Source organism: Microbacterium sp. 4R-513, assembly GCF_011046485.1.
GTDB lineage: Bacteria > Actinomycetota > Actinomycetes > Actinomycetales > Microbacteriaceae > Microbacterium.
The window spans coordinates 1,413,103-1,433,293 of sequence record NZ_CP049256.1; the positions used below are offsets into that span (position 1 = coordinate 1,413,103).

The window sequence follows — 20,191 nt, forward strand, 5'->3', positions numbered from 1 at the left end:
GCCGTTGCCAAAGCGTTACGTTCACAACTTGACGACAAGAACCGCACTCGCGGATGATCGCATCAAGCGCGAAAGCCCGCGATGGCGCGCTCGCAAATTCAACGACGAAAGGCGAATGATGAGGAAGTCATCACTTCTCGCCACGGTTGCACTCGGTGGTGCGGCTGTGGCCCTTCTGGCGGGGTGTTCCAGCTCCGGCGGAGGGACCCCGACCGGTGACGCAAGCGGTGGCGGCGACGCCGCCGGTGGCCGCGCCTGCGTGATCCTCCCCGACGCGGCCTCGTCGCCCCGCTGGGAGAACTTCGACCACAAGTACCTCGAAGAGGGCCTGAAGGACGCCGGCTTCGAGGCCGACATCCAGAACGCCCAGGGTGACGTCAACAAGTACGCGACGATCGCCGACCAGCAGCTCACGAAGGGCTGCGGCGTGATGCTGCTCGTCGACTACCAGGGTGCCGCCGAGGGCGTCGCCGCCAAGGCCAAGGGCGAGGGCATCCCCGTCATCGCCTACGACCGTCCGTTCACTGGCGCCGACTACTACGTGTCGTTCGACAACACCAAGGTCGGCGAGCTCGAGGGTCAGACGGTCCTCGACGGGCTCAAGGCCGCCGGCAAGGACCCGGCGACCGCGACCGTCGTCTACATGGGCGGCGACCCGACCGACGGCAACGCCAAGATGTTCCACGACGGCGCCGTCAAGGTCATGGAAGAGGCCGGCATCAAGCCCGCGGCCGAGCCCCCGGGGGTCTGGGACCAGGCCAAGTCGCAGACCAACTTCGAGCAGGCCCTCACCGGCCTGGGCGGCAAGGTCGACGGCGTGTGGGTCGCGAACGACACCAACGCCGCCGGTGTCATCAAGGTGCTGCAGGACAACAACCTGACCGGCGTGGCCGTGTCGGGTCAGGACGCGAACGTCGCGGGCCTGCAGAACATCCTGCTCGGCTGGCAGACCGCCACGGTCTACAAGCCCGTCAAGGACGAGGCGACCGCGGCCGTCGAGACGGCAGTCGCGCTCCTGAAGGGCGAGAAGGTCGACGCGCAGGCCAAGCTCGACGATGGCACGCCCTACATCCAGGTCACCCCGATCCTCGTCGGGCCCGACAAGGTCAAGGACGTCATCGCAGCGGGCGACGCGAAGTACAGCGAGGTCTGCACGGCCGATGTCAAGGCCAAGTGCGACGAGTACGGCGTGACGGAGTAACTTCGGCACCGAGGGGCGCCACGACAGCGTCGTGGCGCCCCTTATCCGTCTGATCACACCGCAAGGAAGCGAGCATGTCAGAACCCATCATCGAACTTCGGGGCGTGAAGAAGTCATTCGGCCCCGTGAGTGTGCTCAAGGGCGTGGACCTCAAGGTCTACCCGGGGAAGGTCACCGCCCTCGTCGGTGACAACGGAGCGGGAAAGTCGACGCTCATCAAGGGCCTCGCCGGTGTGCAGCCCTACGACGAGGGAGAGGTCCTCGTCGACGGCGAGCACCGCCCGCTGCACACGCCGCGCGAGGCGGCGGCCCTCGGCATCGAGGTCGTCTACCAGGACCTCGCGCTGTGCGACAACCTCGACATCGTCCAGAACATGTTCCTCGGCCGCGAGGAGCTGTCCGTCGGCACCTTCGACGAGGGACGCATGGAGAAGGAGGCGTCCGACACCCTGCGGTCGCTGTCCGTCCGCACGGTCAAGTCCGTGCGCCAGAAGGTGTCGAGCCTGTCAGGCGGCCAGCGGCAGACCGTCGCGATCGCCCGCGCGGTGCTCAAGAAGGCTCGCGTCGTGATCCTCGACGAGCCGACGGCCGCGCTCGGCGTCGCCCAGACCGAGCAGGTCCTCCACCTCGTGGAGCGCCTGGCCGAGCAGAACGTCGCCGTGGTCCTCATCAGCCACAACCTGGCCGACGTCTTCGCCGTCGCCGACGACATCGCCGTGCTCTACCTCGGGCAGATGGTCGCGCAGATCGACACGAAGGACACCAACCGCGACGACGTGGTCGGCTACATCACCGGCACGAAGACGATGGGCGTCGAGCTCATCGGCACGACGAACATCGACACCAACGGGGGTGCGGCATGACCGCGAGCACCACGACCGAGGCCGGTCCCGACCCGGTCGCCGGCGACCTCATCGGAAGCGGGGTCGAGGGTGGGCTGGGCGACCAGCTGCGCGCCTGGTGGCAGCGCGTCCGGTCGGGCGACATGGGCGCCCTCCCCGCGATCGGCGGACTCGTCGTCCTGACGCTCCTCTTCGCTTCGCTGAGCCCGTTCTTCCTCACCGAGCGGAACTTCGCGAACCTCCTCAATCAGGCGGCGACGCTCGTCATGCTGGCGATGGCGCTCGTCTTCGTCCTCCTGCTCGGCGAGATCGACCTGTCCGCGGGTGTCACGGGCGGTGTCGCGATGGCGCTGTTCGTCGTGCTCAACGCGCAGTTCGGCATTCCGTGGCCCATCGCGCTGATCATCGGCTTCGTCTTCGGCATCGCGACGGGCGCCCTGATCGGCTTCTTCGTCGCGAGGGTGGGGATTCCATCCTTCGTCGTGACGCTGGGCCTGTTCCTCGGCTACCAGGGCCTCGCACTGCTCATCATCGGGTCGGGCGGGCTCTTCCGGCTGGAGGTGCCGGAGCTCATCGCTCTGCAGAACGGCAACCTTCCGCCGTGGGCCGGGTGGACGATGCTCGTCATCATCCTCCTCGTCTCGGCGGCCATGTCGTTCTGGGATCGCGCGCGCCGCCGCCGCGCCGGGGTTCCCAACCGCACGATCACGCTCGTCTGGGTGAAGCTCGCGGCCATCGCCATCATCGGCGGCATCGTGGTCTACATCCTCAACCAGAACCGTGGCCAGTCGATCATCGCGGTCGAGGGGGTGCCGATCATCGTGCCGATCGTGCTCGTCATCCTGTGGCTCGGCACGTTCCTGCTCGACCGCACCAAGTTCGGCCGCTACGTCTACGCGATCGGCGGCAACGCCGAGGCCGCGCGTCGTTCGGGCGTGAAGGTCCGCTGGATCAAGTGGTGGGCGTTCGTGATCTGCTCGAGCCTCGCCGTCGTGTCGGCGCTGTTCAGCGTCTCGCGCGTCGGTTCGGTCGACGCGACAGTGGGACGCGACATCGTGCTGAGCGGTGTCGCGGCGGCCGTCGTCGGCGGCGTCAGCCTCTTCGGCGGGAAGGGACGCCTCATGCACGCCGCGATCGGCGCGCTCGTCATCGCGGTCATCACCAACGGCCTGGGTCTGCTGAATCTCGGCGCCGGCATCAACCTCATGGTCACCGGCGCGGTGCTGATCCTCGCCGCGACCGTCGACGCCCTGTCGCGCCTGCGCGGCAACGGCGTGCGCACCTGACGGGCCCGACCGTCAGCACGGGAGCCCGGCCGGACGGCCGGGCTCCCCTTCTTTGCGCCGGGCGATCTCCGCGTCAGAGCGCGCGGAGGATGTCTTCGACACGGTCCTTCGCGTCGCCGAAGAGCATCTGGGCGTTGTCGCGGAAGAACAGCGGGTTCTGCACGCCCGCGTATCCCGACGCCATCGAGCGCTTGAAGACGACGACGTTCTCGGCGTTCCACACCCGCAGCACCGGCATGCCGGCGATGGGAGAGGCCGGATCCTCGGCGGCGGCCGGATTGACGGTGTCGTTCGCACCGATGACGAGCACGACCGACGTATCGGCGAAGTCGTCGTTGATCTCGTCCATCTCGAGCACGATGTCGTACGGCACCTTGGCCTCAGCCAGGAGCACGTTCATGTGTCCGGGCAGGCGGCCGGCGACGGGATGGATGCCGAACCGCACGTCGACGCCGCGCTCGCGCAGTCGCGACGCGAGCTCTGCGACGGGGTACTGCGCCTGGGCGACGGCCATGCCGTACCCCGGCGTGATGACGACGCTCGAGGCGGAGCCGAGGAGCTCGGCCACCGACTCCGCATCGATCTCTCGGTACTCGCCGTCCTCCTCGTCCGACGAGCGCGTGGCCTCGATGCCGAAGCCGCCCGCGATGACTGACAGGAACGACCGGTTCATCGCCTTGCACATGATGTAGCTGAGGTAGGCACCCGACGAGCCGACGAGGGCACCCGTCACGATGAGCAGGTCGTTGTCGAGCAGGAATCCCGCGGCGGCCGCCGCCCAGCCCGAGTAGCTGTTGAGCATCGACACGACGACGGGCATGTCGCCCCCGCCGATCGATGCGACGAGATGCCACCCGAGCGCGAGGGCGAGCAGCGTCACGGCGACGAGGAGCCACAGCTCGGGCGTGATGACGTACCAGACCGTGAGCGCGACGAAGAGGACGAGCGCCCCGACGTTGAGCATGTTCTTGCCGGGGAGCATGAGGGGCTTCGACGACATCCGCCCCGACAGCTTGAGGAACGCGACGATCGACCCCGTGAAGGTCACCGCGCCGATGAAGACGCCGATGAAGACCTCGGCGTTGTGGACGCCGACCAGGTCGGGCGGGACTTCGGCGGTCGAGGCGGCGCCGTTCCAGCCGACGAGCACGGCGGCGAGACCGACGAAGCTGTGGAACAGGGCGATGAGCTCCGGCATCCCGGTCATCTCGACGCGGCGCGCTCGCCACAGGCCGATCCCGCCGCCGGCGAGCACCGCGACGACGAGGAGGAGCAGCCCCGTGGACGCCTGCGGCTGTCCCCACAGGTCCTGCACGGTGATCCATGCCGTCGCGAGGAGCGCGATCGTCATGCCCGCGATCCCGTAGACGACCCCGCGGCGCGCGGTGTCGTGCTTGCTGAGTCCCGCCAGGGCGAGGATGAACAGAAGAGCCGCGACGATGTACGCAGCGCTCGCGACCGATTCCGCGACCGACGGAGCCGGCGCATAGGCGGCCGTGCCGGCGAGCGCGATCACCGGCTGCCGCCCTTCTGGAACATCGCGAGCATTCGCCGCGTGACCGAGAAGCCGCCGAAGATGTTGATGCTCGCCAGGAGCACCGCGATCGCCGCGAGCACCTGGACGAGGAGGAAGGGTGAAGCCAGCTGCAGCATCGCGCCGACGACGATGATGCCCGAGATGGCGTTGGTGACGCTCATGAGGGGCGTGTGCAGCGCGTGGTGCACGTGCCCGATCACGTAGAACCCCACGACGACCGACAGCATGAGGACCGTGAAGTGCTGGGGGAGTGGGTCGGGTGCGACGGCGGCGACGAGGAAGAGCGCGCCGATGCCGAGCGCGATGAGCCCCGTTCGCGCAGCCGCCGACATCGCTCTCCGGGGCGTCGGCGCGGGGGTGGCGACGACGGATGCCGCGGCCGTCGCGTGCGGCTGGGGGGCCGCGGACACCGCCACGGGCGGCGGCGGCCACGTGGACTCCCCGTCGCGGACGACGGTGATCGAGCGCTGCACGACGTCGTCGAAGTCGAGGACGAGCCGGCCGTCCTTGCCGGGCGTCAGGAGCTTGACGAGGTTCAGGAGGTTCGTGCCGTAGAGCTGAGAGGCCTGCGTCGGCAGGCGCCCGGCCAGATCGGTGTACCCGAGGATCACGACGCCGTTGTCGGTCACGACGCGCTCGCCGGCGACGGAGCCCTCGACGTTGCCGCCCTGGGCGGCGGCCATGTCGACGATGACGCTTCCGGGGCGCATGGCCGCGACATCCGCTCCCGTGAGAAGGCGCGGCGCGGGGCGACCGGGTATCAGCGCCGTCGTGATGATGATGTCGACGTCGCGCGCCTGTGCCGAGTAGAGGTCGGCGGCCGCCCGGTCGTACGCCTCGCTCGTGGCCTTCGCGTATCCGTCGTTCGACCGCATCTGCTCGTCGACCTCGACCGGGAGGTACTGTCCGCCGATCGAGCGCACCTGGTCGGCGACCTCCGGGCGCGGGTCGGTCGCCCGCACGATCGCGCCGAGACTCGACGCGGCGCCGATCGCCGCGAGCCCCGCGACGCCCGCGCCGGCGACGAGCACCTTCGCCGGCGGCACCTTGCCGGCAGCCGTGACCTGTCCCGTGAAGAACCGGCCGAACTCGTGGGCGGCCTCGACCACGGCGCGGTAGCCCGAGATGTTCGCCATCGAGCTGAGGACGTCCATCGACTGCGCACGGGAGATGCGGGGCACGGCATCGAGGGCGAGCGCCGTGATGCCGCGGGTCTCGAGCGACTCGCGCACCTCGGGGCGGAGCGCCGGGCTCAGAAGCCCGATGAGCGTCGCCCCGTCGGCGAGCAGCGCGACCTCGTCGGGCAGGGGCGGGTCCACCTTCAGCACGATCGGCGCCGACCATGCCGTCGCACGGTCGACGATCGCGGCGCCGGCCTCTTCGAAGGCGGAGTCGGGGAACGCGGATGCCTCGCCCGCACCGCTCTCGACGACGACCTCGTAGCCGAGCCCGCGCAGCTTGCCCACCGTGATGGGGGTGGCGGCGACGCGATTCTCGCCGGGCTGTTCAGCGACGATGCCGATCCGGGTCATCCAGGCTCCTGTGCTCGCATCCGAAAGCCGCCGCAGCGGCGGAAGCCGGGCTGCGAGGGCGCACTTCCTCCGACTCTAGGAGGCGTCACGGCATCCTGGACCGTCCGAACGCTCACGAAGCTGTTTCGATACGCTCGGCGTATGACCGCCGCCTCGACAGCCGACCTCGAGCTCGACCGCCAGAACCTCATCGCCCTCATCAAGGCCGAGGCGGTGTTCCACGGCGACTTCACCCTTTCGAGCGGCAAGAAGGCGACGTACTACGTCGACATGCGCAAGCTCACGCTCGACCACCGCGCCGCACCGGCGATCGGGCGGATCATGCTCGACCTCATCCGCGATGTCGAGGGCATCGTCGCCGTGGGAGGTCTCACGCTCGGTGCCGACCCCATCGCGAACGCCGTCATGCACGAGTCCGCGCGGACGACGACCCCCCTCGACGCCTTCGTCGTGCGCAAAGAGCCGAAGGATCACGGTCGCGGCCGGCAGGTGGAGGGGGCGGATGTCGCGGGCAAGCGCGTCGTCGTCGTCGAAGACACCTCGACCACGGGCCAGTCGGCGCTCAAGGCGGTCGAGGCGCTGCGCCGCGAGGGCGCCGATCCGGTCGCGGTGGCCGTGATCGTCGACCGCAAGACCGGCGCCCAGGCCGCCGTCGAGGCCGAGGGTCTCCAGTGGCTCGCCGCGATCGACCTCGACGACCTCGGGCTCGACCCGCAGTAGCCGGGGGTCGGGGGTCTCCGGTCGTTGAGCGGAGGGCGCGCAGCGCCCGCAGACGAAACGGCCCGGACGTGCGGGGTCGTCAGTCCCCGTCGCCGTCCTTGTCGCGGCGGTTCATGCGGACCAGCTGCACGACGAAGACGATCAGGGTGCCGGCGAGGGCGATGATCGTCACCCCGTAGAGCAGCGCCTGCTCGACATCCATCAGTTCGGCCTCTTCCCCTCGGCGGCGTCCGCCACGATCTTCGCGATGCGCGCAGCGCGCGTGTCGGCCCGGCGCGCGGCATCCACTCCGGCGATGCCGAACTTGCGGCTCGACGGCGGGAAGGCGTCCCACTTCTCGCGCGCGACGGGGTCGGCGTCGAGCGCTGCAGCGAGGTCGTCGGGCTCGCGCATCGCCTCGGCGTTGTCGAGGATCGTCCACGACCCGTTCGCCTTCGCGACCTCGACCGCTCTGATGCCGGGGGGCGCCATGAGTCCCTCGCGCTCGAGGATCTCGAGCCGCGCCTTGTTCGTCGCGGCCCAGCCGCTCGATGCCCGCCGCGGCGCGAACCACAGACCGCTCGTCTGCTCGTCGAACGTGCGCACGGGCCCGTCGATCCAGCCGAAGCACAGCGCCTGCATGATGGCGTCCTCGTACTCGATCAGCACGAGACCGGAGCCCGGACGCGGCCGCACGAGCCAGACGCCTCTCGACGTCGCGTGGTTGGCTTCGAGCCACGCGCGCCAGGCCGAGGCATCCGTCGCCACGACCCTCTCGCCGTCGTCGAGCGCACCCATGCCGCGACCCTACCGCGAGCCCGCGACATCCCGTCGTCCCCGGGTTTTGGGGCGGATTCCGGTCGTGACACGCCGCGACACGCCACGCCGACGCGACGGATTCCGCCCCAAACCGGGAGAAGCGCCGGTCACGGGGGACAGGATGCCGCGGCTAGAGCAGCTCGGGCAGCTCGGTCTCGACGGGGTCGGGCAGCACGAGGTCGGCCACCGAGTCGAGCACCTCGTCGGGCCGGAAGGGGTAGCGCTCGATCTCGGCCGGGTTGCTGATGCCGGTCAGCACGAGGATCGTGTGCAGGCCCGCCTCGATGCCGGCGACGACGTCGGTGTCCATGCGGTCGCCGATCATGCCGGTCGTCTCGGAGTGCGCGCCGATGCGGTTGAGCGCCGAGCGGAACATCATCGGGTTCGGCTTGCCGACGACGTAGGGCTCCTTGCCCGTCGCCTTCGTGATGAGCGCCGCGAACGACCCCGTCGCGGGCACGACGCCCGTCGGAGTCGGGCCCGTGGCATCCGGATTCGTCACGATGAAGCGGGCGCCCGCGTTGATGAAGCGGATCGCCTTCGTGATGGCCTCGAACGAGTACTGCCGCGTCTCGCCCACGACGACGTAGTCGGGCTGGGACTCGGTGATGATGTACCCGGCCTCATGGAGCGCCGTCGTGAGACCCGCCTCACCGATCACGAAGGCGGTGCCGCCCGGCAGCTGCGACCGCAGGAAGTCCGCCGTCGCGAGCGCCGAGGTCCAGATGCTCTCTTCGGGCACGTCGAGCCCCGAGCGGCGCAGCCGGGCACTCAAGTCGCGGGGCGTGAAGATCGGGTTGTTCGTCAGCACCAGGAAGGGCGTCCCGCTGTCGCGCCACTGGGCGAGGAGCTCGCTCGCCCCCGGGATCGGACGGTTCTCGTGGACGAGGACGCCGTCCATGTCGGTGAGCCAGCACTCGATGTCGGCGCGTGTCCGCATGGGCCCAGCCTATCCGGCGGCCCCGCGTCGTAATCTCGAAGCCGTGGCCCGACCCGACTGGGATCCCCAGCACCTTCCCGACCTGCATGGACGCACGTACCTCGTGACCGGTTCCAACGCGGGCCTCGGCTATTTCTCGACCGAGCAGCTCACGGCGGCGGGGGCCCACGTCTTCATGACGGGTCGGCACCCGAACCGCCTCTCGGCCGCGCGGAAGGCGCTTCTGCGCCGGGTGCCGGATGCCTCGGTCGAGAGCCTCCTCATCGACACGAGCAACCTCGGCTCGGTGCGCGCGGCGGCCGCGACCGTCCGCTGGCGCGGGGGTCTCGACGGCCTGCTCCTCAACGCCGGCATCGTGCACCCGCCCAAGGAGCGGGAGCAGACGCAGGACGGCAACGAGCTCGTGCTGGCGACCAACGCCCTCGGCCATTACGCGCTCGCCGGCGAGCTGCTCACGACGCTGGCCGCGGCATCCGGTCGCATGGTGTGGCTCGGCAGCATGTCCACGACGATCAGCCCGTTCGATCCCGTCGACCCGCAGCTCGTCGACACCTACACCCCGTGGCGGGCGTATGTGCAGTCCAAGGTGGCGACGAGCGTCCTCGGCTTCGAGGCCGATCGGCGCCTGCGGGCGGCGGACGTCGACGTCGCGAGCCTCGTGGCGCATCCCGGGTACTCCACGAGCGGTCGGACGGCGGGGATCCGGGGCGTCAACGAGCCGTCGCGCATGACGAGGTTCGTCGACAACCTGCAGGCCGGCTTCGCGCAGTCGAAGGAGCACGGCGCCTGGCCCCTCGTGCGGGCCCTCGTCGACCGCGAGATCGAGGGCGGCTCCTTCGTCGGACCGCGCCGGGGCACCCGCGGTGCGCCCGTCGTCGCGAAGCCCTCGCGCATCGTGCGGAGCTCCGACATCGCAGAGCGCATCTGGCAGCTCGCGGAGGACTCGACGCGCGTGCGCTGGCCGTTCGCCAAGGCAGCGCGGATGTGACGGATGCCTCGGCAGCCGCCGGAGGAGCGTGCGCCCCGGACCCGTCCGTCAGGCGCTGAGCCACACCGCCGATGCGGCTCCGGCGGGCAGCGCGACGTCGGCACCATCGATGCGGAGGGTCGCGGCATCCCGCACCGTCGCCTGGGCGCCGACGGCGACACCTGCGGTCTCGATCGAGCGCAGGAGCTCGGGGTCGCGATCGCTCACGCGCAGGATGCGGCCGGAGTGCCCGGCCGCCGCCGCGCCGAGGAGGATGAACGGCTCGCGGTGCACGTGGCCCGAGGCATCCGGGATCGCGTCGCCGTGGGGATCATGGGTCGGACGCCCGAGCCGCTCGTCGATGCCCTCGAGCAGGCGGTCGCTGATGGAGTGCTCGAGCACCTCTGCCTCGTCGTGCACCTCGTCCCACCCGTAGCCGAACTCGCGCACGAGCCAGGTCTCGATGAGCCGGTGCCGGCGGATGATGGCGGCGGCGCGGCGCTCGCCCGCCGCGCTCAGGGCGATGGGTCCGTACGGGCGGTGGGTCACGAGTCCCTGAGCCGCGAGCTTCTGCACCATCTCGGTGACGCTCGAGGGAGCGAGGCCGAGCTCGGCCGCCAGCTGCGACGGCGTGATGCGGTCGGCCTGCCACTCGGTGTGGTGGTAGATCGTCTTGAGGTAATCGTCGACGGCGGGGGACGGCACGGGGAAAGGCTACCCGGGCCGTCGGGTCGCCGCCGGTGGGCGGCAGGGCTCAGGCGCCGGTGAAGACGAGCCAGAGGAGCGTCGCGTTGAGCGCGATGAGGAAGACGGATGCCGCGATCCCCGCCGCCGTCGTCGCCGGATGGCTGCGGAACCGGCCGAGCACGTCGCGCTTCGCCGTCAGCGCGACGAGCGGGATCAGCGCGAACGGAATGCCGAACGAGAGCACCACCTGGCTGAGCACGAGGGCGAGCGTGGGGTCGAACCCGACGGCGAGGATGATGAGCGCCGGCACGAGGGTCACGAGCCGCCGTGCCAGCAGCGGCACACGGATGTGCAGCAGTCCGTGCATGATCTCGGCTCCCGCATACGCCCCCACCGAGGTCGAGGCGAGGCCGCTTGCGAGCAGGCCCACGGCGAACAGGGTCGCGACGGCCGGGCCGAGCCCCGCGTAGAGGGCCGCGTACGCGCCTTCCAGCGAGTCGGTGCCGGGGACGCCCGCGAGGTTCGCGGCCGCCAGCAGCAGGATGCAGAGGTTCACCGTGCCCGCGATGATCATCGCGATCGAGACGTCCCACCGCGTCGCGCGCAGCAGTCGGCTGGTCGGGATCCCGCGCAGCTCGGCGAGGTCGGGCCGGAGGGACGGGTCGGTGCGGTCGGCCGCTCCGAGCGGTGCAGCCGCAGGGGCGAAGCGGTCGCGCGCGAGCGCGCTGTGCGCGTAGATCGCGTGGGGCATGATCGTCGCGCCGAGGATGGATGCCGCGAGCAGCACCGATCCGGAGTCCTCGAACCGCGGCACGAGCCCGGCGACGACGCCGGCCGGGTCGGGGGGCGCGACGAGCACGCCGAAGGTGAAGCCGACCGCGATGACGACGAGGAGGCCGATCACGACGAACTCGAACGTCTTCGGACCGCGCCGCGACTGCACGAGGAGGAGGACGATCGAGACGGTCCCCGTGATGACTCCGCCCCAGAGGAGCGGGATGTCGAAGAGCAGGTTGAGGGCGACCGCGCCGCCGATGACCTCGGCGATGTCGGTCGCCATCGCGACGAGCTCGGCCTGGAGCCAGTAGGCGCGGCGGCCCCACTTGTTGCCGATGCGGGCGCCGAGCGTCTCGGGGAGGCTCTTGCCCGTCACGATGCCGAGCTTCGCCGAGAGGTACTGGATGAGCCACGCCATGACGTTGCCCAGCACGACGACCCACACGAGCAGGTAGCCGTAGACGGCCCCGGCCGTCATGTTGCTCGCGACGTTGCCCGGGTCGAGGTAGGCGACCCCCGCGACGAGGGCGGGTCCTATCAGCCAGGCGACGCGGGGCAGTCCGCCGCGTCGCGCGGATGCGCTGACGGGCTGCTGCTCCATCGCAGTTTTCGGCATGCCGAAAACTTACCGCAGATCCTGGGGGATGGGGTGTCGTGGTTGCGCGGGGTTCGGCACGTTTCGTCTCGCTTCGCTCGCTCGACGACCGGGGGATGGATGGTCGGGGCGGCTAGCCTGAGCGCGTGACCGACGCGCCCGAGTCCGCAGAGCCGCAGCTGCCGTACGGGGTGGGGCCGTGGCCTGGGGGACCGGATGCCTGGCCGGACGACCCCCGGTACGACCCCGAGCTGCTGGCTCACGGCGACACTCGCAATGTGGTCGACGAGTACCGGTACTGGTCGATGGACGCCATCGTCGCGGATCTCGACGGCAAGCGGCATCCGTTCCATGTCGCGATCGAGAACTGGCAGCACGACATGAACATCGGCTCGATCGTGCGCAGCGCCAACGCGTTCCTCGCCGCCGAGGTGCACATCATCGGCAAGCGCCGCTGGAACCGCCGGGGGGCGATGGTGACCGACCGCTACCAGCATGTGCGACATCACGAGGATGTCGCGGCTTTCGCCGAGTGGGCGGATGCCGCGTCCCTCCCGATCCTCGCGATCGACAACGTGGGCGACTCGCAGCCGCTCGACCGCGCCGAGATGCCCGAGCGCTGCGTGCTGCTGTTCGGTCAGGAAGGGCCCGGGCTCTCGCCCGAGGCGCTGGCCGAGGCATCCGGCACCATCGAGATCACGCAGTACGGCTCGACGCGTTCGATCAACGCCAGCGCCGCTGCGGCCGTCGTGATGTACGAGTGGTGCCGCCGCTGGGCCTGAGCCCCGGGCGTCGGGCGTGCTCGCGGGTCAGGCGCCGGCCGTCATCCACGCGGCGCCGCGCACGCGCCAGCCGAGGGTCGCGAGCCGAGCGAGCATGTAGACGCCGAAGAACGCGACCGAGAGCCACGCGAGACCGGCCGCGCCGGAGGGATGCAGCCACGCGAGCACGGCGAGGACCGGCACGAAGGGCACGAGGTTGAGGAGCCCCGCGATCGCGAGGTACCGGCCGTCGCCCGCGCCGATGAGCACTCCGTCGAGCACGAACACGATGCCGCAGACGGGCTGCGCGACGGCGAGCACGATGAGGGCGGGCTGGATGAGCGCCGCGATGGCCGCGTCGCCGGTGAAGAGCAGGCCGATGACACCCGACAGCACGCCGATCACAGCGCCCACGAGCACTCCGAACCAGGCTCCCCACGCCACGGTGCGCCCCAGCACGCGGTGCACGAGCCCCGGGTCTTCGGCTCCGAGCCCCTTGCCGATGAGCGCCTGCGCGGCGATCGCGAGCGCGTCGAGCGCGAAGGCCGCGGTCGAGAAGATCGTGAAGGCGACCTGCCACCCGGCGAGCTCGGCGGTGCCGAGGCCCGTCGCGACGACGACCGTCGCGAGGAGCGCCACCCGCAGCGACACCGTGCGGAGGAACAGCCAGCCTCCCAGCCGCGCCGAGCCCCGCACGCCCTCGCGCTGGGGGCGGACGGATGCCTCGTGCCGTCGCGCGAGACGCCCGACGACCACGACATAGGCGGCGACCATGCCCCACTGCGCGACGACGGTGCCGGCGGCCGAGCCCGAGATGCCCCAGCCGAGGCCGTAGATGAACGCCCAATTGAGCAGGGCGTTGGCGGCGAAGCCGAGGCCTGCGATCCACAGGGGCGTCACGGTGTCCTGCATGCCGCGGAGGAGTCCCGTCGCCGCGAACACGACGAGCATGGCGGGAAGCCCCCACATCGAGATGCCGAGGTAGGCCTCGGCCTGCGCGGCGACCTCGGGCGCCGCACCGAAGAGCCCGACCAGGAACGGCGTGGCGACGAAGCCGGCCAGCGCGAGGCCCGCGCCCAGGCCGAGCGCGAGCCACATGCCGTCGATGCCGACCGACACCGCCTTCGTCGGGTCGCCCGCGCCGAAGCGCCGCGCGACGGCGGGGGTCGTCGAATAGGCGAGGAAGACCATGAGCCCGACGATCGTCTGCAGCACCGCCGAGGCGATCCCGAGGCCCGCGAGCGGCACGACGCCGAGGTGGCCGACCAGGGCCGCGTCGACGATCAGGAAGAGCGGTTCGGCGACGAGCGCCCCGAGAGCCGGCACGGCGAGCCGCAGGATGTCGCGATTCAGCGTGTCGGCGGCCATCCCACGAGCCTAGAACCCGAAGCCGACCGCATATCCTGGTCCAATGACCGAGAGCCCCCGATCCGGTCTCGTGCTCACTGAGCTGAGCCCTGAGATCCGCCCCCAGGACGACCTCTTCCGCCACGTCAACGGCGCGTGGCTCGACCGCACCGAGATTCCCGAGGACAAGGCCCGCTGGGGCTCGTTCCACCTCATCGCCGAGCAGGCCGAGAAGGACGTCCGGGCGATCGTCGAGGAGTCGCAGCAGGCCGACGAGGGCACCGAAGCCCGCAAGATCGGCGACCTGTACACGAGCTTCATGGACACGGGGAAGATCGCCGAGCTCGGGGCGCAGCCGCTCGCCGACCGGCTGGCGCGCGTCGACGCCGTCTCGTCGATCCCCGAGCTGCTGCGGACGGTCGGCGAGTTCGAGCGCGACGGCGTGGGCGGCATGATGACGCTCTACGTCGAGCCTGACCCGGGCAACCCCACGCGCTACCTGCCGTTCCTCGTGCAGGGCGGGCTCTCGCTGCCCGACGAGTCGTACTACCGCCTCGACAACTTCGCCGAGACGCGCATCGCGTTCCGCGAGCACGTCGAGCGGATGCTCCAGCTCGCCGGCATCGACGAGCCGTCGGCGACCGCCGACCGCATCACGACGCTCGAGACCGAGCTCGCCGAGCACCACTGGGACAACGTCCGCAGCCGCGACGCGGTCGCGACGTACAACCTGAAGACGTGGGCCGAGGTGCAGGACCTCGTCGGCGTCGACCTGCAGCCCTGGCTCGACGGCGTCGCGCCGGGGCATCCCGATGCCTTCGCGGAGGTCGTCGTCTACCAGCCGAGCTTCCTGGAGGGTCTCGGGTCGCTCCTGACCGAGGAGCGCCTCGAGGACTGGAAGGCGTGGCTGCGCTTCTCGGTCGTGCACGCCGGGGCCGCGTTCCTCTCCGACGAGTTCGTCGACGAGAACTTCTCGTTCTACGGCACGCAGCTCACGGGCGTCCCGGTCATCCGCGACCGCTGGAAGCGGGGTGTCGGTCTCGCCGAGGCCGCCATGGGCGAGGCGATCGGCAAGGTCTACGTCGAGCGGCACTTCCCGCCGGCCGCCAAGGAGGCGATGGACGAGCTCGTCGCGAACCTCATCGAGGCGTACCGGCAGAGCATCTCGAACCTCGAGTGGATGAGCCCCGAGACGCGCGAGCGCGCGCTCGCCAAGCTCGACGCCTTCACTCCGAAGATCGGATATCCGGTCAAGTGGAAGGACTACTCGGGACTCGAGATCGACCCTGCCGACCTCGTCGGCAACGTCGGGCGGTCGCACGTGCTCGAGCACGACCGCCAGCTCGACAAGGTCGGCAAGCCGATCGACCGCGACGAGTGGTACATGACGCCGCAGACGGTCAACGCGTACTACAACCCGCTCATGAACGAGATCGTGTTCCCCGCCGCGATCCTGCAGTACCCCTTCTTCGAGGTGGACCGGGATGCCGCGGCCAACTACGGCGGCATCGGAGCCGTCATCGGCCACGAGATCGGGCACGGCTTCGACGACCAGGGCAGCCGCTTCGACGGCGACGGATCGCTCCGCGACTGGTGGACCGACGAGGATCGCTCGGCGTTCGAGGAGCGCACGAAGAACCTCATCGATCAGTACAGCGCGCTCGTCCCGCAGGGGCTCTCGGACGAGCACAAGGTGAACGGCGCCCTCACGATCGGCGAGAACATCGGCGACCTCGGCGGGCTCGGCATCGCGATCAAGGCGTACGAGCTCTCGCGCGGCGGCGCGGAAGCGCCCGAGATCGACGGGTTCACCGGCATCCAGCGCCTGCTTCTGAGCTGGGCGCAGATCTGGCAGCAGAAGGGCCGGGATGCCGAGACCATCCGCCTTCTCACGATCGATCCGCACTCGCCCAACGAATTCCGGTGCAATCAGATCGTCCGGAACATCGACGCGTTCTACGATGCTTTCGGTGTGACCGACGCGGACGCCCTCTGGCTGCCGGAGGACGAACGCGTCACGATCTGGTGACACCAGCACGCCGCTGACCGGGTACCCGGTCGGTCAGCGGCGCACGCAAGCACTTCCAGCGAACACAACAGAACAGCACGGCCATGTACAGCACGAGCGCCTTGCGGCGCCCCCTTTCCGTTTTCCCGAACACCCCGAAAGGAAACGCCCTCGTGGGCACGCCCCCAGAGCCCGAAAGGGCCATTGACTCGCTGCGGGGGTCGAGAAGAAGCAATCGGAGACTGCCGAAGAGGGCAGCCATCGGACGCCGGTCGTTCACATCGACTCTGAAGTCGCTCGACGAGCTCGCCGCCTTCGGCGCGCGCATCTCCGTACGGGTCAACGACCTCGACCGTGGCACGTCGGTGCTCTCGGGCGACGACTTCGTCACCCTTCCCGTCGCAGGGCTCGGCGTCGTGCCGCTGCTCATCGAGGTGGCGTCGGCCTTCGAGGCCGGCACCCTGGACCCTCTCGAGATCGTCGATCGTTCGTCGGTCGGGCCGGTCGCCGTCGGCGGCGTCTGGCAGCACCTGAAGGCGCCGGCCTTCCCGCTGGCCGACCTCGCGGTCCTGACGGCGGCGACGGGCGACGCGACCGCCGCCAACGCCCTGATCGCACGCGTCGGGCTCGAGGCCGTGCGCGCGCGCATCGAAGACCTCGGGCTCTCACGGGCGGCGCTGCTCGACCGCTTCCGCGACGAACGAGGACCGGATGACGCGCCGCACGTCGCGCTCGGCTCGGCGCGCGAGCTGGCCGAGGTGTTCGCCGCGCTCGTGAACGCGCAGGCGGTGTCGCCCGGCGTGAGCGCTCAGGTCGCCGAATGGCTGAGCCTGAACCACGACCTCTCGCTCGTGGCCTCGGCCACCGGGCTCGACCCGTTCGCCCACGAGAACGACGAGCACGGCCTGCTCTTCATCAACAAGACGGGCCGGGATGCCGGCATCCGTGTCGAGGCGGGGGTCATCGCCGGCCCTCGGGCCGGGGTGTCGTACGCGCTGATCGTGTGCTTCGACGACCTGTCGATCATGCACCGGCTGCGCGTCCATGACGCCTTCCGCACGCTGGGCGTCGACCTGATGGAGTACGTCTTCTAGGGGTACAGCCGGTCGACGAGCGACAGTCCGCGCCGGGCCCACTCGATCTCGCCGCGTGCGCGATCGACGAGGCCTTCGTACGCGAAGCGCTTGTAGGCGATCGTGCGCTCGCGCTCCTCGACGGGGGTCACCTGCAGGCGCCGGACGAGCATGGGGTTGGAAAGCGCCTCGATGTGGGTGAGCTCGCCCTCCCACTGCTCGAGCTCGCCCTCCCACTCGGCGATGTGCGCCTCGAGGAACCGGCGGGCGTCCTCGGGCGAGGCCGCCTCTAGGTAGGCGGCACGCAGATGTGCGGGGTCGCGGACCCGCTGGTAGTCGAGGGGCGAGGCCATCCAGGCGAGGAACGCCTCGTTGCCGGCATCCGTCACGTGATAGAGCCGTCGGGTGCCCCGCTCTCCCCGGGTCTGCTCCTCGGCCTCGACGAGGCCGTCGGCCTCCATCTTGCGCAGCTCCGGATAGATCTGGGAGTCGGGGGCGTGCCACACGTGTCCCACGGACTGGTGGAACTGCTTCTGCAGGTCGTAGCCCGACAGGGGGCCGACCCGCAGGATGGCGAGCAGGGCGTAGCGCAGACTCATGGGACTCCTCTCGCGTTCGAGGCTAGCGGTACCCGAGCCTCCGGTCGTCGAGCGGGCGAAGCGAGAGGAAACGCCCCCGACCGACGCTCGAGCGTGGGTCCGGGGCGTTTCGTCTGCGGTCGCTTGGCGACCTCCGCTTCACGACCGGGGTGCGGTCAGGCGTTCTGGTACTGCGTGCGCCAGCCGCCCTGGTAGGTCTGGCGGGCGACGGTCGAGTACGGCACGGGGCTCACGACGGCGCGCACCTGGAGCTGACGGTGCGGTTCGACCGAGGCCTTCTTGCTGCCGCCGTTCGGCTCGCCCCACACGACCGTGACCTCGGCGCCCTCGGGCACGCCGGGGTTGACCGTCGCGAGCGACAGCGCGCGCTTCTCGTTGGCGCTGTACCCCGTGAACATCGAGTAGCCGACGACGCTGCCATCGGCATCCGTCACGGAGTCGTAGTTCGCGGAGCCATAGTTCGCGAGCGGCAGGTCGAAGAACTTGTAGCTCTCGTTCTCGGTGTCGAAGAGCGACGCGAAGATCTTGGTGACGTCCTCGGCGTTCCACGCGAGGGTGACCTTCTTGCGCTGCGTCTCCTTGTCGATCTTCTCGAGGGCGTCGCGGCCGATGAAGTCGTGGTCGAACTTGACGAACGAGCCGTAGCCGAGCTCCCACGGGGTGAGGTAGTAGTCCTCGATGTTGTCGCTGACGAACGAGCCGGCGAGCGTTCCGGTGGCCTCGTAGCTGTCGGCCGGGAGCCACTCGCGGTAGCCGCGCTCCTCGGCGCCCGTGTAGATCGCGGGAAGCGGCGACGGGATCCAGCCCGACTCGAGCGTGTTCGAGGGGTACGCGCGCGACCCGACGGGGACGAGGCCGAACTCGGCGCCGGCCTCGACGATCGCGTCGCGAACGCGGTGGTGGTCGGCGTAGGGACCCCAGATCTCGAGCCCCGGGGCGCCGGCCATGCCGTGACGCAGCGTCCGGACCTGAGCGCCCTCGATCTGCATCGTCGACATGGCGAAGAACTTCAGCTGCTCGAGCGGTCCGTTGTTGAGCTTCTCGATGACCTGCCACGCGTTCGGGCCCTGGATCTGGAAGCGGTAGTACCTGCGGCTCACCGCGTCGCCGTAGGGGCGCGAGGGCGAGCGGCGGTCGACCTGCACGTCGAGGTTCTTATAGCCGCCGGTCTCGCCGTGGTACATGAGCCAATTGGATGCCGGAGCGCGTCCCACGTAGACGAACTCGTCCTCGGCCTCGTGGAAGAGGATGCCGTCGCCGATGACGTGGCCCGACGCGGTCGTCGGGACGTACTGCTTTGCGCGGTTCACCGGGAAGACCTCGACCGAGTTGATGGCCGTGTCACGGATGAGGTTGATGGCGTCGGAGCCCTTGAGGAACACGTTGTCCATGTGGTGCGACTGGTCGTACAGCACGGCCGTGTCGCGCCACGCCTTCTGCTCCTTGATCCAGTTCTGGAAGTCGGCGGGCACGACGGGGTAGATGTACGAGCCGATCTGGGAGTTGCGCAGCAGCTCGACCGCGCTTCCCTTCTCGTCGAGCAGCTCTTGCAGATTGCGGGCCACGGGTGAACCTCTCTGTTCGTTCGGGATGCCTCGGGGTGAGGGATCCGGGGTATTCGGTCAGGGTCTGTCGGTGAAGACGATCGTGTGGTTGCCGTGCCGGATGACACGGTCCTGGGCGTGCCACTGCACGGCGCGGGAGAGCACGGCACGCTCGACGTAGGCGCCCCGGGCCTGGAGGTCGGCGGCCGACATGGCGTGGTTGACGCGTGCGACGTCCTGCTCGATGATCGGGCCCTCGTCGAGATCCTTCGTGACGTAGTGGCTCGTCGCGCCGATCAGCTTGACGCCGCGCTCGTGCGCCTTGCGATACGGGGCCGCGCCGATGAAGGCCGGCAGGAACGAGTGGTGGATGTTGATGACCGGCACGCCCACCTCGTCGAGGAACTCCTCCGAGATGATCTGCATGTAGCGGGCGAGGACGACGAAGTCGACGTTGCCCTTGAGCAGTTCGAGGATCCGCGCCTCCGCGGCGGACTTGTCGGGTCCCTGCGAGGGGACGTGGAAGAACGGGATGCCGAACGACCGCACGTCCTCGGCCGTGTTGGTGTGGTTCGAGATGACCATCGGGATCGTCACGGGCAGCTCGCCCCGGCGGTGACGCCACAGCAGCTCGAGCAGGCAGTGGTCGCTCGTCGAGGCGAGGATCGCCATGCGCTTCGGGATCGACTGATCGGTCAGCCGCCACTCCATCCCGTACGGCTCGAGGGTCTTCTCGATGTCGGCCTCGATCTCGGGAAGGGTCACCTGCAGGTCGGGGCGGTGGAAGACGACCCGCTGGAAGAAGTTGCCGCCCTGCGGATTGTCGGAGTACTGGTCGAGCGAGACGATGTTGCCCTTGTTGCGCGTCACGAGCGCCGTGACGGCCGCGACGAGCCCGGGCTGGTCGGGCCCGTGCACGATGAGGCACGCCTGATCGAGATAGGTGTCGTTGTGCAGGGTCATCGGGTGGTCGCCTC

At 69.8% G+C, this 20,191-nt stretch carries 19 protein-coding genes; 8 read left to right on the forward strand and 11 right to left on the reverse strand.

All coding sequences use genetic code 11. The features are described 5' to 3' along the window. Nucleotides 1-259 precede the first annotated feature (259 nt). From G5T42_RS06160 to G5T42_RS06170, 3 genes are all read left to right on the forward strand, one after another. Nucleotides 260-1,201 carry a substrate-binding domain-containing protein gene (locus tag G5T42_RS06160; RefSeq protein ID WP_241245981.1) on the forward strand — a complete coding sequence of 314 codons (942 nt, stop codon included), beginning with the start codon at nt 260-262 and terminating at the stop codon, nt 1,199-1,201. 74 nt (nt 1,202-1,275) lie between these two features. Continuing rightward, nucleotides 1,276-2,064: an ATP-binding cassette domain-containing protein gene (locus G5T42_RS06165; protein ID WP_165126857.1), complete on the forward strand. Its 789-nt coding sequence runs from the start codon at nt 1,276-1,278 to the stop codon at nt 2,062-2,064. Further along, nucleotides 2,061-3,329 carry an ABC transporter permease gene (locus G5T42_RS06170; protein WP_165126859.1) on the forward strand — a complete coding sequence of 423 codons (1,269 nt, stop codon included), beginning with the start codon at nt 2,061-2,063 and terminating at the stop codon, nt 3,327-3,329. Before G5T42_RS06165 ends, G5T42_RS06170 begins: the two co-directional genes overlap by 4 nt. Nucleotides 3,330-3,402: 73 nt before the next feature. Here the strand turns inward: G5T42_RS06170 and pntB are convergent, their stop codons facing one another. After that, complete coding sequence (gene pntB, locus G5T42_RS06175) at nt 3,403-4,845, reverse strand: Re/Si-specific NAD(P)(+) transhydrogenase subunit beta (RefSeq protein WP_241245982.1); 1,443 nt, start codon at nt 4,843-4,845, stop codon at nt 3,403-3,405. Continuing rightward, nucleotides 4,842-6,398: a Re/Si-specific NAD(P)(+) transhydrogenase subunit alpha gene (locus G5T42_RS06180; RefSeq protein ID WP_165126861.1), complete on the reverse strand. Its 1,557-nt coding sequence runs from the start codon at nt 6,396-6,398 to the stop codon at nt 4,842-4,844. Before G5T42_RS06180 ends, pntB begins: the two co-directional genes overlap by 4 nt. A gap of 141 nt (nt 6,399-6,539) precedes the next feature. Between G5T42_RS06180 and pyrE the strand changes: the two genes are divergently transcribed. Next, nucleotides 6,540-7,118: an orotate phosphoribosyltransferase gene (gene pyrE, locus G5T42_RS06185; RefSeq protein WP_165126863.1), complete on the forward strand. Its 579-nt coding sequence runs from the start codon at nt 6,540-6,542 to the stop codon at nt 7,116-7,118. 79 nt (nt 7,119-7,197) lie between these two features. Here the strand turns inward: pyrE and G5T42_RS17875 are convergent, their stop codons facing one another. From G5T42_RS17875 to G5T42_RS06195, 3 genes are all read right to left on the reverse strand, one after another. Continuing rightward, complete coding sequence (locus tag G5T42_RS17875; RefSeq protein WP_277601774.1) at nt 7,198-7,320, reverse strand: hypothetical protein; 123 nt, start codon at nt 7,318-7,320, stop codon at nt 7,198-7,200. Further along, a complete protein-coding gene (locus G5T42_RS06190; protein WP_165126865.1) occupies nt 7,320-7,895 on the reverse strand; it encodes a YdeI/OmpD-associated family protein in 576 nt (191 codons plus the stop codon). The genes G5T42_RS17875 and G5T42_RS06190 overlap by 1 nt, the downstream gene beginning before the upstream one ends. Nucleotides 7,896-8,046: 151 nt before the next feature. Beyond that, nucleotides 8,047-8,856, reverse strand: coding sequence for an HAD-IIA family hydrolase (locus G5T42_RS06195; protein WP_165126867.1), 810 nt, complete (start codon nt 8,854-8,856; stop codon nt 8,047-8,049). 43 nt (nt 8,857-8,899) lie between these two features. Between G5T42_RS06195 and G5T42_RS06200 the strand changes: the two genes are divergently transcribed. Then, on the forward strand, nt 8,900-9,844 hold the full coding sequence (locus G5T42_RS06200; protein WP_165126869.1) for an SDR family NAD(P)-dependent oxidoreductase: 945 nt from the start codon (nt 8,900-8,902) through the stop codon (nt 9,842-9,844). Between the two features lie 48 nt (nt 9,845-9,892). Here the strand turns inward: G5T42_RS06200 and G5T42_RS06205 are convergent, their stop codons facing one another. Together G5T42_RS06205 and G5T42_RS06210 are read right to left on the reverse strand one after the other, a co-directional pair. Continuing rightward, nucleotides 9,893-10,528, reverse strand: a complete 636-nt coding sequence (locus G5T42_RS06205; protein ID WP_165126871.1) for a metal-dependent transcriptional regulator — start codon at nt 10,526-10,528, stop codon at nt 9,893-9,895. Between the two features lie 49 nt (nt 10,529-10,577). Then, the gene (locus G5T42_RS06210) at nt 10,578-11,888 is read right to left on the reverse strand and encodes an Nramp family divalent metal transporter (protein ID WP_165130109.1); all 1,311 of its coding nucleotides are present in this window, start codon (nt 11,886-11,888) and stop codon (nt 10,578-10,580) included. A gap of 140 nt (nt 11,889-12,028) precedes the next feature. On the opposite strand from G5T42_RS06210, the gene G5T42_RS06215 reads away from it, so the two are divergent. Then, nucleotides 12,029-12,664 carry an RNA methyltransferase gene (locus G5T42_RS06215; protein WP_165126873.1) on the forward strand — a complete coding sequence of 212 codons (636 nt, stop codon included), beginning with the start codon at nt 12,029-12,031 and terminating at the stop codon, nt 12,662-12,664. A 27-nt stretch (nt 12,665-12,691) separates the two neighbouring features. Here the strand turns inward: G5T42_RS06215 and G5T42_RS06220 are convergent, their stop codons facing one another. After that, nucleotides 12,692-14,011 carry an MATE family efflux transporter gene (locus G5T42_RS06220; protein WP_165126875.1) on the reverse strand — a complete coding sequence of 440 codons (1,320 nt, stop codon included), beginning with the start codon at nt 14,009-14,011 and terminating at the stop codon, nt 12,692-12,694. Between the two features lie 43 nt (nt 14,012-14,054). On the opposite strand from G5T42_RS06220, the gene G5T42_RS06225 reads away from it, so the two are divergent. Continuing rightward, nucleotides 14,055-16,019: a M13-type metalloendopeptidase gene (locus G5T42_RS06225; protein ID WP_165126877.1), complete on the forward strand. Its 1,965-nt coding sequence runs from the start codon at nt 14,055-14,057 to the stop codon at nt 16,017-16,019. Between the two features lie 152 nt (nt 16,020-16,171). Beyond that, nucleotides 16,172-17,092, forward strand: coding sequence for a serine hydrolase (locus tag G5T42_RS06230; RefSeq protein WP_241245983.1), 921 nt, complete (start codon nt 16,172-16,174; stop codon nt 17,090-17,092). Here the strand turns inward: G5T42_RS06230 and G5T42_RS06235 are convergent. The 3 genes from G5T42_RS06235 to purU form a co-directional block, all read right to left on the reverse strand. Next, a complete protein-coding gene (locus G5T42_RS06235) occupies nt 17,089-17,670 on the reverse strand; it encodes a PadR family transcriptional regulator (RefSeq protein WP_165126881.1) in 582 nt (193 codons plus the stop codon). The genes G5T42_RS06230 and G5T42_RS06235 overlap by 4 nt on opposite strands. A gap of 155 nt (nt 17,671-17,825) precedes the next feature. Further along, nucleotides 17,826-19,235, reverse strand: coding sequence for an aminomethyl transferase family protein (locus tag G5T42_RS06240; protein ID WP_165126883.1), 1,410 nt, complete (start codon nt 19,233-19,235; stop codon nt 17,826-17,828). 57 nt (nt 19,236-19,292) lie between these two features. Beyond that, nucleotides 19,293-20,177, reverse strand: a complete 885-nt coding sequence (purU, locus tag G5T42_RS06245) for a formyltetrahydrofolate deformylase (RefSeq protein ID WP_165126885.1) — start codon at nt 20,175-20,177, stop codon at nt 19,293-19,295. Nucleotides 20,178-20,191: the final 14 nt, after the last annotated feature.

Excerpts from the sequence above, each read along its gene's own strand:
- G5T42_RS06165 (WP_165126857.1), top strand. The coding sequence starts at position 1,276 with ATGTCAGAACCCATCATCGAACTTCGGGGCGTGAAGAAGTCATTCGGC.
- G5T42_RS06170 (WP_165126859.1), top strand. The coding sequence starts at position 2,061 with ATGACCGCGAGCACCACGACCGAGGCCGGTCCCGACCCGGTCGCCGGC.
- G5T42_RS06180 (WP_165126861.1), bottom strand. The coding sequence starts at position 6,398 with ATGACCCGGATCGGCATCGTCGCTGAACAGCCCGGCGAGAATCGCGTC.
- pyrE (WP_165126863.1), top strand. The coding sequence starts at position 6,540 with ATGACCGCCGCCTCGACAGCCGACCTCGAGCTCGACCGCCAGAACCTC.
- G5T42_RS17875 (WP_277601774.1), bottom strand. The coding sequence starts at position 7,320 with ATGGATGTCGAGCAGGCGCTGCTCTACGGGGTGACGATCATCGCCCTC.
- G5T42_RS06190 (WP_165126865.1), bottom strand. The coding sequence starts at position 7,895 with ATGGGTGCGCTCGACGACGGCGAGAGGGTCGTGGCGACGGATGCCTCG.
- G5T42_RS06195 (WP_165126867.1), bottom strand. The coding sequence starts at position 8,856 with ATGCGGACACGCGCCGACATCGAGTGCTGGCTCACCGACATGGACGGC.
- G5T42_RS06210 (WP_165130109.1), bottom strand. The coding sequence starts at position 11,888 with ATGGAGCAGCAGCCCGTCAGCGCATCCGCGCGACGCGGCGGACTGCCC.
- G5T42_RS06220 (WP_165126875.1), bottom strand. The coding sequence starts at position 14,011 with ATGGCCGCCGACACGCTGAATCGCGACATCCTGCGGCTCGCCGTGCCG.
- G5T42_RS06225 (WP_165126877.1), top strand. The coding sequence starts at position 14,055 with ATGACCGAGAGCCCCCGATCCGGTCTCGTGCTCACTGAGCTGAGCCCT.
- G5T42_RS06235 (WP_165126881.1), bottom strand. The coding sequence starts at position 17,670 with ATGAGTCTGCGCTACGCCCTGCTCGCCATCCTGCGGGTCGGCCCCCTG.
- purU (WP_165126885.1), bottom strand. The coding sequence starts at position 20,177 with ATGACCCTGCACAACGACACCTATCTCGATCAGGCGTGCCTCATCGTG.